This is a genomic window from Streptomyces sp. NBC_01276 (assembly GCF_041435355.1).
In the GTDB taxonomy this organism is placed as follows: Bacteria; Actinomycetota; Actinomycetes; order Streptomycetales; family Streptomycetaceae; genus Streptomyces.
Genome location: NZ_CP108442.1, coordinates 2,743,866 through 2,757,558, shown reverse-complemented (window position 1 = coordinate 2,757,558; position 13,693 = coordinate 2,743,866). Strand labels below are relative to the sequence as shown.

Annotated in this window: 14 protein-coding genes; 12 read left to right on the top strand and 2 right to left on the bottom strand. The window is 73.0% G+C overall.

Translation table 11 applies throughout. The features are described from left to right. Nucleotides 1–18 precede the first annotated feature (18 nt). The 12 genes from OG295_RS11705 to OG295_RS11650 all read left to right on the top strand — a co-directional run bounded on the left by OG295_RS11705 (nt 19) and on the right by OG295_RS11650 (nt 11,823). Nucleotides 19–942: an ABC transporter permease gene (locus tag OG295_RS11705; RefSeq protein WP_030226080.1), complete on the top strand. Its 924-nt coding sequence runs from the start codon at nt 19–21 to the stop codon at nt 940–942. Continuing rightward, complete coding sequence (locus OG295_RS11700) at nt 935–1,945, top strand: ABC transporter permease (RefSeq protein ID WP_371676814.1); 1,011 nt, start codon at nt 935–937, stop codon at nt 1,943–1,945. Before OG295_RS11705 ends, OG295_RS11700 begins: the two co-directional genes overlap by 8 nt. A 15-nt stretch (nt 1,946–1,960) precedes the next feature. After that, nucleotides 1,961–2,935 (top strand): ABC transporter ATP-binding protein, encoded by a 975-nt coding sequence (locus tag OG295_RS11695; RefSeq protein ID WP_359920605.1) that lies wholly within the window; start codon nt 1,961–1,963, stop codon nt 2,933–2,935. Continuing rightward, nucleotides 2,928–3,977, top strand: a complete 1,050-nt coding sequence (locus OG295_RS11690) for an ABC transporter ATP-binding protein (RefSeq protein WP_371676813.1) — start codon at nt 2,928–2,930, stop codon at nt 3,975–3,977. Before OG295_RS11695 ends, OG295_RS11690 begins: the two co-directional genes overlap by 8 nt. 379 nt (nt 3,978–4,356) lie before the next feature. Beyond that, a complete protein-coding gene (locus OG295_RS11685) occupies nt 4,357–4,551 on the top strand; it encodes a hypothetical protein (protein ID WP_136213899.1) in 195 nt (64 codons plus the stop codon). Nucleotides 4,552–4,588: 37 nt separating this feature from the next. Beyond that, nucleotides 4,589–5,512 carry an N-acetyl-1-D-myo-inositol-2-amino-2-deoxy-alpha-D-glucopyranoside deacetylase gene (gene mshB / locus OG295_RS11680; RefSeq protein WP_371676812.1) on the top strand — a complete coding sequence of 308 codons (924 nt, stop codon included), beginning with the start codon at nt 4,589–4,591 and terminating at the stop codon, nt 5,510–5,512. After that, nucleotides 5,509–5,892 carry a DUF6113 family protein gene (locus tag OG295_RS11675; RefSeq protein WP_371676811.1) on the top strand — a complete coding sequence of 128 codons (384 nt, stop codon included), beginning with the start codon at nt 5,509–5,511 and terminating at the stop codon, nt 5,890–5,892. The genes mshB and OG295_RS11675 overlap by 4 nt, the downstream gene beginning before the upstream one ends. A gap of 359 nt (nt 5,893–6,251) precedes the next feature. After that, a complete protein-coding gene (locus OG295_RS11670) occupies nt 6,252–8,123 on the top strand; it encodes a hypothetical protein (RefSeq protein ID WP_371676810.1) in 1,872 nt (623 codons plus the stop codon). A 194-nt stretch (nt 8,124–8,317) separates the two neighbouring features. Beyond that, nucleotides 8,318–9,262, top strand: coding sequence for an ABC transporter ATP-binding protein (locus OG295_RS11665; RefSeq protein WP_371676809.1), 945 nt, complete (start codon nt 8,318–8,320; stop codon nt 9,260–9,262). Next, on the top strand, nt 9,259–10,011 hold the full coding sequence (locus OG295_RS11660; protein WP_371676808.1) for an ABC transporter permease: 753 nt from the start codon (nt 9,259–9,261) through the stop codon (nt 10,009–10,011). The genes OG295_RS11665 and OG295_RS11660 overlap by 4 nt, the downstream gene beginning before the upstream one ends. 7 nt (nt 10,012–10,018) lie before the next feature. Beyond that, on the top strand, nt 10,019–11,206 hold the full coding sequence (locus tag OG295_RS11655) for a sensor histidine kinase (protein ID WP_371676807.1): 1,188 nt from the start codon (nt 10,019–10,021) through the stop codon (nt 11,204–11,206). After that, the gene (locus OG295_RS11650) at nt 11,203–11,823 is read left to right on the top strand and encodes a response regulator transcription factor (protein WP_371676806.1); all 621 of its coding nucleotides are present in this window, start codon (nt 11,203–11,205) and stop codon (nt 11,821–11,823) included. The genes OG295_RS11655 and OG295_RS11650 overlap by 4 nt, the downstream gene beginning before the upstream one ends. Nucleotides 11,824–11,883: 60 nt before the next feature. On the opposite strand, the gene OG295_RS11645 is transcribed toward OG295_RS11650, so the two are convergent. Further along, entirely contained in the window at nt 11,884–12,675 is a 792-nt protein-coding gene (locus OG295_RS11645; RefSeq protein WP_371676805.1) for a transglutaminase-like domain-containing protein, read from the bottom strand. After that, nucleotides 12,672–13,667 (bottom strand): GNAT family N-acetyltransferase, encoded by a 996-nt coding sequence (locus tag OG295_RS11640; protein WP_371676804.1) that lies wholly within the window; start codon nt 13,665–13,667, stop codon nt 12,672–12,674. Before OG295_RS11640 ends, OG295_RS11645 begins: the two co-directional genes overlap by 4 nt. Nucleotides 13,668–13,693 lie beyond the last annotated feature (26 nt).

The window sequence follows — 13,693 nt, the reverse complement described above, 5'->3', positions numbered from 1 at the left end:
TCGATCCTGGAGCAGTCCATGGGACGTTACGTGATCCGGCGACTGCTCCAGATGATCCCGGTGTTCATCGGCAGCACGTTCCTGATCTTCTTCATGGTGTACGCGCTCGGCGACCCGGTGGCGGCCCTCTTCGGCGACAAGGCCCCCGACCCCGCCACCGCCGCGCGGATCCGCAAGGACCTCTACCTCGACCAGCCCCTGTGGAAGCAGTACCTGCACTACATGGGCCAGATCTTCCAGGGCGACTTCGGCACCGCCTTCAACGGGCAGAGCGTCACCGACCTGATGGCCTCGGCCTTCCCCGTCACGCTGCGCCTGACCATCGTCGCGATCTTCTTCGAGATCGTCATCGGCATCACCCTCGGCGTGATCACCGGGCTGCGCCGGGGCAAGTCCATCGACACCTCGGTCCTGGTGCTCACCCTCGTCGTCATCTCGGTGCCCACCTTCGTCACCGGCTACCTGCTCCAGTACGTCTTCGGCGTCAAATGGGGCTGGGTACGGCCCACCGTCTCCCCTGACGCCCCCTTCAACGAGCTGATCCTGCCGGGCATCGTCCTCGCCCTCGTCTCGCTCGCCTACGTCACCCGGCTCTCGCGCACCTCCATCGCCGAGAACGCCAAGGCCGACTACGTCCGCACCGCCACCGCGAAGGGCCTGCCGCGCCACCGCGTCGTCACCCGCCACCTGCTGCGCAACTCCCTGATCCCCGTCGTCACCTTCATCGGCACCGACATCGGCGCCCTGATGGGCGGCGCCATCGTCACCGAGCGGATCTTCAACATCCACGGCGTCGGCTACCAGCTCTACCAGGGCATCCTGCGCAACAACTCGCCCACCGTGGTCGGCTTCGTCACCATCCTCGTGATCGTCTTCCTGCTGGCGAACCTGCTCGTCGACCTGCTCTACGCGGTCCTGGACCCGAGGATCCGGTATGCCTGACCCCGAGCGCCCGGAAGGCCCCGCCATGTACGACCCCGTGGGCCCACGTCCGCGCGAGGCGGTCTCGCCCACCGGTCAGGGCGGGCCCATGGACCTCGCCGTGGAGGGGGGCGAGAGCCTGGAGCGGCCCCCCGGACCCGACACCGGCCCGCGGGAGAAGGCCCGCTCCCTCTGGTCCGACGCCTGGCACCAGCTGCGCCGCAACCCCGTCTTCGTCATCTCCTCCCTGATGATCCTCTTCCTGGTGGTCATCGCGATCTGGCCCCAGCTCATCGCGAGCGGCGACCCCCTGTACTGCCGGCTGTCCAAGTCCCAGCAGGGCCCCGAGCCCGGACACCCCTTCGGGTACGACACCCAGGGCTGCGACGTCTACACCCGCACCGTCTACGGCGCCCGCGCCTCCATCACCGTCGGCGTCTGCGCCACCCTCGGCGCCGCCCTGCTGGGCTCCGCGCTCGGCGGGCTCGCCGGCTTCTTCGGCAGCTGGGGCGACGCCGTGCTCTCCCGCGTCGCCGACATCTTCTTCGGGATCCCCGTCGTCCTCGGCGGCCTGGTGTTCCTCTCCGTGGTCACCAGCACCACCGTCTGGCCCGTCGTCGGCTTCATCGTGCTGCTGGGCTGGCCGCAGATCGCCCGCATCGCCCGCGGCTCGGTCATCACCGCCAAACAGAACGACTACGTCCAGGCCGCCCGCGCCCTCGGCGCCGGCAACGGCCGGATGCTGCTGCGGCACGTGGCCCCCAACGCCGTCGCCCCCGTCATCGTCGTCGCCACCATCGCGCTGGGCACCTACATCGCCCTCGAAGCCACCCTGTCGTTCCTCGGCGTCGGGCTGCGCCCGCCCACCGTCTCCTGGGGCATCGACATCTCCAACGCCGCCTCCCAGATCCGCAACGCCCCGCACATGCTGCTCTGGCCGGCGGGCGCCCTGAGCCTGACCGTGCTCGCCTTCATCATGCTCGGCGACGCGGTGCGCGACGCCCTCGACCCCAAGCTGCGCTGAGGAGTGAGTCGCCAGATGCTGCTCGAAGTCCGCGACCTGCACGTGGAGTTCAAGACCCGCGACGGCGTCGCGAAGGCGGTCAACGGAGTGAACTACTCGGTCGACGAGGGCGAGACGCTCGCCGTGCTCGGCGAGTCCGGCTCCGGCAAATCCGTCACCGCGCAGGCCGTGATGGGGATCCTCGACGTGCCGCCGGGCCGCATCGCCGGCGGCGAGATCCTCTTCAAGGGCAAGAACCTCCTCACGATGAAGGAGGAGGAGCGGCGCAGGGTGCGCGGCGCCGGAATGGCGATGATCTTCCAGGACGCCCTCTCCTCCCTCAACCCCGTGCTCAGCGTGGGCGCCCAGCTCGGCGAGATGTACGAGGTCCACCGCGGGATGTCCCGCAAGGACGCCAGGACCAAGGCCGTGGAGCTGATGGACCGGGTCAGGATCCCGGCGGCGAGGCAGCGGGTGGGGGACTACCCGCACCAGTTCTCCGGGGGCATGCGCCAGCGCATCATGATCGCCATGGCGCTGGCCCTGGACCCCTCCCTGATCATCGCCGACGAGCCGACCACGGCCCTCGACGTGACGGTCCAGGCCCAGGTCATGGACCTGCTCGCGGAGCTCCAGCGCGAGATGAACATGGGCCTGATCCTGATCACCCACGACCTCGGCGTCGTCGCCGACGTCGCGGACAGGATCGCCGTCATGTACGCGGGCCGGATCGTCGAGAACGCCCCCGTCCACGACCTCTACGCGGCCCCCGCCCACCCCTACACCCGCGGCCTGCTCGACTCGATCCCGCGCCTGGACCAGAAGGGCCAGGACCTCTACGCCATCAAGGGCCTGCCGCCCAACCTGCTCGCCATCCCGGCCGGCTGTGCCTTCAACCCCCGCTGCCCGATGGCCCGCGCCGCCTGCCGGGCGGAGGTCCCGCCGCTGGCCGACGTCGCCCCGGGCAGGGCCAGCGCCTGCTTCTTCTGGAAGGAGTGCCTCGGTGGCTGAGCCCATCCTGGAGGTCCGCGGCCTCGTCAAGCACTACCCGCTCACCCAGGGCATCCTCTTCAGGAAGCAGATCGGCGCGGTCAAGGCCGTCGACGGGGTCTCCTTCGGGCTGGCAGCAGGGGAGACCCTCGGCATCGTCGGCGAGTCCGGCTGCGGGAAGTCCACCGTCGCCAAGATGCTGGTCAACCTGGAACGCCCGACCGCGGGCGCGATCTCGTACAAGGGCCAGGACATCACCAAGCTGTCCGGCCGCGCCCTGAAGGCCGTCCGACGCAACATCCAGATGGTCTTCCAGGATCCGTACACCTCGCTGAACCCGCGGATGACGGTCGGCGACATCATCGGCGAGCCCTTCGAGATCCACCCCGAGGTGGCACCCAGGGGCGACCGGCGCCGCAAGGTCCAGGAACTCCTGGACGTCGTGGGCCTCAACCCCGAGTACATCAACCGCTACCCGCACCAGTTCTCCGGCGGCCAGCGCCAGCGCATCGGCATCGCCCGCGGCCTGGCCCTCCGGCCCGAGGTCATCGTCGCGGACGAGCCCGTCTCCGCGCTCGACGTCTCCGTCCAGGCCCAGGTCGTCAACCTGCTGGAGCGCCTCCAGGGCGAGTTCGGGCTCTCCTACGTGTTCATCGCCCACGACCTCTCGATCGTCCGGCACATCTCCGACCGGGTCGCCGTCATGTACCTCGGCCGGATCGTCGAGACCGGCACCGACACCCAGATCTACGAACACCCCACCCACCCGTACACCCAGGCCCTGCTGTCCGCCGTGCCCGTCCCCGACCCCGGGGCCCGCGAGCGGCGCGAGCGCATCATCCTCACCGGTGACGTCCCCTCGCCGGCCAACCCGCCCTCGGGCTGCACCTTCCGCACCCGCTGCTGGAAGGCCGAGGCGCGCTGCGCCGTGGAGGTCCCGCTGCTGGCGGTCCCGCAGGCCCTCCCGTCCGGGCCGGCCGCCCACCCGTCGGCCTGTCACTTCGCGGCCGAGAAGCAGGTGGTGCCGCCCCCGTCGGCGCCCCCGCGGGACGCCGATGCGTAGCGTCCCGCGGGCCCGTCCGCCGGCCCCCGGCCGTTCGAGCGATTATTTTTCGCCACCGTGCGCACGGCGTCGCGGTCGGGTTCCGGCCATGGCAACACGCTCTGTACGTGGGCGACTTGACCCTGTCTGCCCCGAGTTCCGGACCGTGCGGGCGGACGGGATGTGGCCGTTCGGGCTCCGGGGGGCGCCCGGGGCGACGCGACGTCCTCCCGCCCGGCCTCCGCGTGCCCCCGGGCGTGCGCGGCATGCGCCCCTCGTGCTGCCGGAATTCGATCGATGCGCTGGTACGGATAGTTATGATCCGTAGCGCACGGTGGGTATGACTTCGCCGAGCACGAGTACGCGTACCGATGTCCGCTCGACGTGGAGGTGAAACGCCGTGGCACTCTCGATCTCGGCCGTGGTGCTGCTGGCGATCGTCGTCTTCCTTCTGGTCCGGAAGTCGGGACTGAAGGCGGGGCACGCCTTCGTGTGCGTGCTGCTCGGGTTCTACCTGGCGAGCTCGACGATCGCTCCGACGCTCAGCCAGCTCACGTCCAACGTGGCGAGCATGATCAGCGGCCTCAAGCTGTAGGGACGCGGCCGCGCGGTCCTGCTCGTAGGCTGGCCCCATGAACGGTCTTCCCGCCCGTCGTCTGCTCCTCGTGCACGCGCACCCGGACGACGAGTCGATCAACAACGGCGTCACCATGGCCAAGTACGCGGCCGAGGGTGCCCACGTCGCCCTGGTGACCTGCACGCTCGGCGAGGAGGGCGAGGTCATCCCGGCCGAGCTCGCCCACCTCGCGCCGGACCGCGACGACACCCTCGGCCCCTTCCGGGTCGGGGAGCTCGCCGCCGCCATGAAGGAACTCGGGGTCACCGACCACCGCTTCCTCGGCGGCGCCGGCCGCTACCGGGACTCCGGGATGATGGGCGCCCCGCAGAACACCCGCCCCGGCGCCTTCTGGTCCGCGGACCTGGACGAGGCGGCCGGGTACCTCGTGGAGGTGATCCGGGAACTGCGGCCGCAGGTCCTCGTCACCTACGACCCCGACGGCGGCTACGGCCACCCCGACCACATCCAGGCCCACCGCGTCGCCACGCGCGGCGCGGAGCTGGCCGCCGACCCCGCCCACCGGCCGGAGCTCGGCCCCGCGCACGCGGTGGCGAAGCTCTACTGGAACCGGGTCCCGCGCTCGGTCGTCGACGAGGGCTTCGCCCGGCTGCGCGCCACCGGGACGCCCTTCCCCGGCGTCGCGGGCCCGCAGGACGTCCCCGGGGTCGTCGACGACGGGCGGATCACCGCCGAGATCGGCGGTGACGACGACGGCGGCGATGACGGCGAAGGCGGCGGGCGGGGATGGGCGGCGGCCAAGGCGGCCGCGATGCGCGCGCACGTCACCCAGATCGCCGTGGACGGCCCCTTCTTCGCCCTCTCCAACGACCTGGCCCAGCCCCTGTTCGTCCGCGAGTACTACGAACTCGCCGCGGGCGAGCCGGGAGCCCCGGCCGGCACGCGCGAGCGGGACCTCTTCGCGGGGGTGCGCGCATGACCACGCCCTGGACCCCCGGGCGGATCGCCGCCCTGCTGGGCCTGCTCGTCGCGGGCGCGCTCACCGGCGCGGCCGGCTGGCTCGTACTGGACCTGTGGTTCCCGGCCGGGCTGCTGCTGGCCCTGCTGGCCCTGCTCGGCCTGTTCCTCGGCTCGCGGATCGCGATCGGCGCGGCGGCCGGAGTGGGCGCGGCGGCGGCCGGCTGGTTCCTGTCGTACGTCCTGCTCACCCTCCCCCGACCCGAAGGGGACTTCCTGTTGGGTTCCTCCGGAATCGGTATGTACGCATACCTTTTGGGGGGAAGTGTGATCGCTGTGATCTGCGCCACGATGCGCGGCCCGGTGGAGGGGTCCGTTTCGGCCTCCCGGCCGCGCGGCTGACGGGCCGCTGAACTCCGCCGCTCGCCGATCGGGGACGGGTTGAGGGGGTTTGACGGGCCCTCGGGAGAGGGCGTGTGGAGAGCGAAGAGGAACCTGGGATTCCCGGGGGACAGTTGCGTGCGGGCGGCGGCCAGTATGGTGGACGGGCCGCCGAGCTGCCCGCGCACGGTAAAGACGGGCGGCGGAGCCAACCGGGAGAACCTGCCTTGAGTCGTGAAACTGACAGTTCGTCCCCCGGGCCCCAGGGGCACGGTGGAGCCGCCTACCCCTCGGGTACGCCGCCGTACGGAACCGGCCAGCACCCGTCCACGACTGTGCCATTCGGGCCCGGCGCGACGAGCGCCCCGGAGGAGAACCCTGTGACGTCGAACCCGTCCACGCCCGACACCGACGGGCCGAAGACCGAGACCACCCTGACGACCCGGATCCGGATCAACATCCCGGGTTCGCGGCCGATCCCGCCGGTGGTCGTACGCAAGCCGGTGAAGGGGGCCGCCGCGGGCGGCTCCGCTGCGGAACGGACCGGGGCCGATCCGGCCCAGGCCCAGGCGCCGGCCCAGGCCCCGCCGCGCGGTGCGCCGCCGGCGCCCGCCTCCGGACAGGCGTCGGCCGCCCGCGCCCTGCCGCCCGGTTCCGCGGGCCGGTCCGCGCCCGGCCAGGCCGCGCCGGGCCAGTCCGCCCCCGCTCCCGCCGCACCGCCCGCGCCCGCCGCGGAGGAGTCCAGCAACTGGTTCGCGCCGCGCAAGGGCGCCACGGCCCCGCCGTCCGCCCCGGCGCCCGCGCCGACGGGCGCCAGCTACGGCTCCACCGCGCCCCCGGCCGCCCCGTCCGCCGGTGCGGGCTTCGCGCCCCCGCCGCTCCCCACCCGCGGCCAGGGACCGGGCCCGGTCCAGCCCCCGGCCCCGCACGGCAGCGGCGCCGGGTTCGCCCCCGCCCCGGCCGTCGGCGGTCCCGGCGTCGGCGCCCCCGCGCCGGCGTACCCGGAGTTCGACACGGGTCCCAGCACGGAGGCGTTCCCGGCCTTCGACGCGCCCGACGGGCCGACCGGCGGGCCCGCGCTGGGCACCGTACCCGTGGGGGCCGAGGAGTCCCCGCGCTGGCCCGGTCCCGAGGCCGCGGACTTCGCGGCCCCGGTCCAGAAGCCCGGCCCCATCACCCCGCCGCCCGGTCCGCAGCCGCCGCGGCAGACCGTCCCGGTGCCCCCGCCGCCCGGCCCGGCCGGCAAGAAGCCCGCGAAGCCCGGCAAGACGGGCAAGGCGGGCAAGTCCGCCGCCCCGGCCGCGGCCGCCAAGAAGGGCCGCTCCAAGGTGGCCCTCCTCGGCGGTGCCGTCGTCGTCCTCGCCGGCGCGGTCTACGGCGCCGGACTGCTGCTGAACCACTCCGACGTCCCCAAGGGCACCACCGTCCTCGGCGTCGACATCAGCGGCAGCCGCGACGACGCCGTCACCAAGCTCCAGACCGCCTTCGGCACCCGCGCCGCGGCCCCGCTGCAGCTCAGCGTGGGCGGCAAGCAGGTCGAGCTGAAGCCCGAGAAGGCCGGTCTGACCCTCGACAGCCAGACCACGGTCCGCAACGCGGCGGGCAGCGACTACAACCCCGTCACGGTCGTCGGCTCGCTCTTCGGCGTCGAGCGCACCGCCGAGGCGGTCATGCCCGTCGACGAGGAGAAGCTGCGGGTCGCCCTGCAGGAGCTCGCCGGCACCGCCGGCTCGGCCACCGAGGGCACCATCAAGTTCGACACCGGCAAGGCCGTCGCGGTCCCCGGCAAGGCGGGCACCAGCCTCGACGTCGACGGCTCCGTGGACAAGGTCACCAAGGCCTTCCGCGAGCTGGTCGGCACCGGCAAGGCCGGCGCGGTCGAACTCCCCACCGCCACCAAGGAACCCACCGTCACCGAGGCCGAACTGAACCGGGCGATGAAGGAGTTCGCGGAGCCGGCGATGTCGGCTCCCGCCACCGTCAAGGCGGGCGGCAAGAGCCTGCCCTTCGGCGCCAGGTCCCTGCCCAAGATCCTCAGCATGACCGCCGTGGACGGCCACCTCGTCGAGAAGTACGACCTGGAGGCCCTGAAGGCGACCTACGGGAACACCTTCGACGGGGTCATGATCATGCGGGGGACCGGCGCGAAGACCGCGGTCACCCCGCAGGACGTCGCCGGCGCCCTCGGCAAGGCACTCGTGGGCAAGACCCCCGCCGAGCGGATCGTCACCATCGAGACCAACGCCGGCTGACGGTCCCGCACGCACGGCACGCACTGCACGCACGGCCCCTTCCCGGCCCCCGGGAAGGGGCCGCGCCGCGTCCGCACGACGGCCGCACCGCGTCCGCACCCGTCCGCGTCATGCCGACCGCATGACATCCGTCATGCCGCAGTCACGACCGCCGACACTGCCGCACGCACCCCCGTACGGGCGATCCTCGGTCCATGACGACGACGACCCCGGCGCACTCCGCGGGACCGGCCACCACGGCCGGCCCGGTGGTGAGCTTCCAGAACGTGACCAAGAGCTACGGCCAGGTCCGCGCGGTCGACGGCCTCTCCCTGGAACTCCACCCGGGTGAGACCGTCGCACTCCTCGGCCCCAACGGGGCCGGCAAGTCCTCCACCCTCGACCTCCTCCTCGGGCTGCGCCCGGCGGACTCCGGCGAGGTCCGGCTCTTCGGCGGCACCGCCCGCGAGGCCGTCGCGGCCGGCCGGGTCGGCGCGATGCTCCAGAGCGGCGGCCTCATGGAGGAGGTGTCCGTCCGCGAACTCGTCGCCCTCGGCTGCTCCCTGCACCCCCGCCCGCACCCCGTGGACGAGGTCCTGCACCGCGCCGGTATCACCGAGATCGCCTCCCGCATGGTCAACAAGCTCTCCGGCGGCCAGGAGCAGCGCGTCCGCTTCGCCCTCGCCACCGCGGGCCACAACGACCTGATCGTCCTCGACGAACCCACCACCGGCATGGACGTCACCGCCCGCCAGGCCTTCTGGGCCACCATGCGGGAACAGGCCGCCCAGGGCCGCACGGTCCTGTTCGCCACCCACTACCTGGAAGAGGCGGACGCCATCGCCGACCGGGTGCTGGTCCTCAACAAGGGCCGGCTCCTCGCCGACGGCAGCGCCGCCGAGATCAAGGCGAAGGCCGGCGCCCGCCGGGTCGCCTTCGACCTCGACGGCACCGTCGACGAGCAGGTGCTGCGCGCCCTGCCCGCCCTGACGGGCTTCGAGCTGCACGGCACCACCGTCAAGCTCCAGTCGAGCGACGCCGACGCGACCGTGCACGCCGTGTACGCGCTCGGCCTCTACCCCAGGAACCTGGAGGTCGCGGGCCTCGGCCTGGAGCAGGCCTTCATCGCCCTCACCGAGGCCGAGGAGGCCAACCGATGAACGCCGGAACGTACCAGCTGATCAAGCTGGAGGTCATCCGCGCCCTGCGCAACAAGAAGTACCTGTTCTTCACCGTGATGTACCCGGCCGCCCTCTTCCTGATGCTCGGCGGCACCCTGAGCGGCACGACCAAGGTCATGGGCACCGAACTGACGATGCCCGCCTTCTACATGGTCGCCATGGCCTCCTTCGGCGCGCTGACCGCCGTCCTGGTGGGCAACAGCGAACGCATCGCCAAGGAGCGGGAGAAGGGCTGGGTCCGCCAGCTGCGCCTGACCGCCCTGCCCGGCCGCGGCTACGTCCTCGCCAAGACCGCCAGCGCGGGCGTGCTCTCCCTGCCCGCCATCCTGGTCGTCTTCGCGGTGGCCGCCTTCGCCAAGGACGTCCGGTTCGAGGTCTGGCAGTGGCTCGCCCTCACCGTCGCGATCTGGGCCGGCAGCCTGGTCTTCGCCGCGCTGGGCGTGGCCATCGGCTACTGCGCCAGCGGGGACAACGTCCGCCCCATCACGATGCTGCTCTACTTCGGCCTCTCGATCCTCGGCGGCCTGTGGATGCCCACCGCCGCCTTCCCGCAGTGGCTCCAGACCATCTGCGAGTGGCTGCCCACCCACGCCTACGCGGGCCTCGGCCAGGCGATCGAGCTGGGCGGCGCACCGCACGTCAAGGACGTGGCGATCCTCGCCGGGTACTTCGTACTCTTCACCGGTGCGGCCGCCTGGCTGTACCGCAAGGACTCGCTGAAGGCGTGACGCAGAGATGGCAGTGACGGTCGACGACTACGACGACGCCGACACGACGCGGGCGACGGGCGGGATCCGGATCGGGATCCCGCCCGGGAGCCGCCGCCAGCACCTCGTGAAGCTGTTCTGGACGGGGCTGTGGCTCTTCTACCTCAGCGCCCCCGTCATCGACCTGGTCCGCGGCGGACACGGCGCCGCGGCCCGCACGCTCGGTGTCCTCGGCCTCGCCGCGTTCGTGGTCGCCTACCTGATCCTCGTCCTGCGGGCCGGGCCCGTGGTCTTCCCGGGCCGGGTCATGATCACGCTCGGCGTCCTCGCCGCCCTGGCCACGGTCCTGTCGCTGGCCCTGGGCCGCGAATGGCTCGTCCTCTTCGTCTACGTGGCCATCTGCTCGGGCGCCGCCCTGCCCGGGGAGTACGCCCGCTGGACCGTTCCCGCCGCCACCGCCCTGCTCAGCACGACGGCCCTCCTGGTGCCCGACGGCGACCACTACCTGGTGGGTCTGCTGCTCCCGGCCCTGATGGGCGGATTCGCGATGGTCGGCGTCCGGGCGATGCTGCGCACCACCATGGAACTGCGCGAGGCCCGCGCCACCGTGGCCCAGCTCGCGGCCAACGAGGAACGCCTGCGGATGGCCCGCGACCTGCACGACCTGCTGGGCCACTCCCTCTCGCTGATCACGCTGAAGAGCGAACTCGCGGGCCGGATGCTGCCGGACCACCCCGACCGGGCCGCCCGGCAGGTCGCGGACATCGAGCAGGTCTGCCGGCAGGCGCTGGTCGACGTACGGGAGGCCGTCAGCGGCTACCGGCGCCCCACGCTCCCCGGTGAACTCGCCGGGGCCCGCACGGCCCTGACGGCCGCCGGGGTGACCGCCGACCTGCCGACCGAGGCTCCGGGGAAACTCCAGGAGGAGACGGAGTCGGCCCTGGCCTGGTCGCTGCGCGAGGCCGTCACCAACGTCGTCCGGCACAGCGGGGCCAAACGGTGCACCGTCACCCTGGAGGCCTGCCAGACGCTCGCGGGCCCGGTCATGGAACTGACCGTCCGCGACGACGGCGCCGGGGGCCCCAGCGCCCACGGCAACGGCCTGACCGGTCTGACGGAACGGCTGGAGGCCGTCGGCGGCACCCTGGCGGCGGGCCCCGCGGGCAAGACCGGCTTCCGGCTGCGCGCCCGGGTCCCCCTAGGATCCTCCTCATGACCCCAGCCGCACCCATCCGCATCCTGCTGGCCGAGGACCAGTCGATGGTCCGCGAGGCCCTCGCCGCCCTGCTGGGGCTGGAGCCGGACATCGAGGTGCTGGCCCAGGTCGCGCGGGGCGACGAGGTGGTCGCCGCGGCCGGGAACCACGACGTGAACGTCGCGCTCCTGGACATCGAGATGCCCGGCATGACCGGCATCGAGGCCGCGGCGGAACTCCGCCGGTCCCACCCCTCCCTCAAGATCGTCGTCCTGACCACCTTCGGCCGGCCCGGCTACCTCCGCGGCGCGATGGAGGCGGGTGCCTCCGCCTTCCTGGTCAAGGACGCCCCGGCCGCGCAGCTCGCCGACGCGGTGCGCAAGGTCCTGGCGGGGGAGCGCGTCATCGACCCCACCCTCGCCGCGGCGGCCCTGGCGGAGGGCGCGAACCCGCTGACGGACCGCGAGCGGGAGGTCCTGCGGGAGGCGGAGTTCGGCGCGACCAACGCGGAACTGGCGGCCCGCCTGAACCTGTCGCAGGGCACGGTCCGCAACTACCTCTCGACGGCCATCCAGAAGCTCGCGGCCCGCAACCGGGCCGAAGCGGTGCGGGTGGCCCGCGAAAAGGGCTGGCTCTAGCCAAGCCCCTCCGCGGGCTCCGCCCCCGGACCCCCGCGCCCCGAAGGCCGCCGGGAAGGGTCAGTTCAGGAGGGCGCGGGCCGAGACGGCCTCCGCCCTGATCCGGACCGCAGCGTCGACGTCCACCGCGTCCATCACCAGCGCGTACGCCTCCAACTCACCCGCCCCCTCCCGGAACGCCCCCCGTTCCACCAGCAGCCGCGCCCGCTCGTACCGCAACCTCGCCGGATGCGACGGCAGCAGCAGCGCCAGGTCCAGCGCCCACAGCGCGACCCCCGACTGCTCGGGCCGCGCGGAGGCCCACGCCCGGATGTTGTTCAGGATCCGCAGCACGATGTCCAGGGTCCGGGCCGGCGTCCGCGGCCCCTCGGCCAGCTCCGCCGGGCCCGCGCCCAGCGAGGCCCCGCCGGAGAACGGGTCCACGACGACCCCCTCCTCCGGATCCCCGAAGCCGATCACGAAGTGGCCCGGCAGCCCCAGCCCGTACACCGGCGCCCCGGCCCGCCGGGCGACCTCCAGCCACACCACCGACAGCAGGATCGGCAGTCCCCGCCGACGCCGCAGCACCTCGTGCAGCAGCGAGGACGACAGCCGGTCGTAGTCGGCCGGGGTGCCGTGGAAGCCCATCCGGCCCCCGAGCAGCTCCGTCACCGCCGAGGCCCACGCCCGCGCCCCCCGCAGCCCGTACGGAAGCATCCCCGCGAGCCGGTCCAGCTCGATCTGCGCCCAGTCCATGGCCCGTTCGTCGAGCTCCGGGTCGGCCTCCGCCGCCAGCAGCAGGCACAGCTGCGCCAGGTCCGGCCGCTCGGCGCGGGCCTCCGCCGCGAACAGCTCCCGCGTCGCCGCGCTCACCGGCCGCCCTCCCGGAAGTGGTGGTAGGCGTGGTGGGTGGCGAAGCCCATCCCGTCGTAGAGGGCGCGGGCCCCCGGGTTGTCGGTCTCCACCTGGAGCCACGCGGCCGACGCGCCCTCCTCCAGCGCCCGCCGTGCCAGGACCGCCATCACGGCCGTCGCGAGCCCCCGGCGCCGGTGTTCGGGGTCGACCGCCACGGCGCCGAAGCCCGCCCAGCGCCCGTCCACCACCATGCGCCCGACGGCCCGGCCGCCGCCGAGCGAGGCGAACCACACCGACGGCCCCTCGACCAGCATCCGCCGGACCAGCCCCGGGTCCCGGGTCTTGCCGTAGCGGTCCAGCCAGTCCTCGTCCGGAGTCCGCGTCAGCGTCACCGCGGCCGAGGCCGACTCGTCCGCGTCCGCCTCGCCGACCGGCGCGAGCGCCCCGATCCGGACCTCCGCGGAGACCTCGTTGACCCAGCCCCGCCGCTCCAGCTCCGCGCAGAGCAGCTCCTGCGTGCCGACCGCGCCCGTCGCCGCCTGCACGTACGCCGGAAGCCCGCGCTCCGCGTACCACGCCGTCACCCGCGCGAGTGCTTCGTCCAGGGGTATCCCGGGATCGCCGAGCGGGAGGACCGAGTTGGCCCGCCGGGTGAACCCCTCGGCGGCCCGCAGGGTCCACTCGCCCAGCCGCTCGCTCTCCAGCGGCAGCCAGGCCCGCGCCGTGACCCTCGCGAGCTCCTCGAAGGAGGCCGCCGGACCCCGCCGGCGGGCCGGCGCGGGGGGCACGACCTTGCCCGCTACCAGCGAGGATTCCGGGATACGGACGGACACGCCGTCCTTGCGTGTGATCGTCAGCACACTCTCGTTCCAGGATGTGAGAACGCCGACGGCGTCCGAGAAGACAGGGGGTACCCCAGCCTCGCCCTCCACCCGTCGTACAGAGACTCGTTTACCCACGTCAGCCGGGGTGATACGGATCTCCAGCAGCCCACCGGCAGTGATTTCCACAGCTCTGTCCGCCCCTCCTGTTCGGA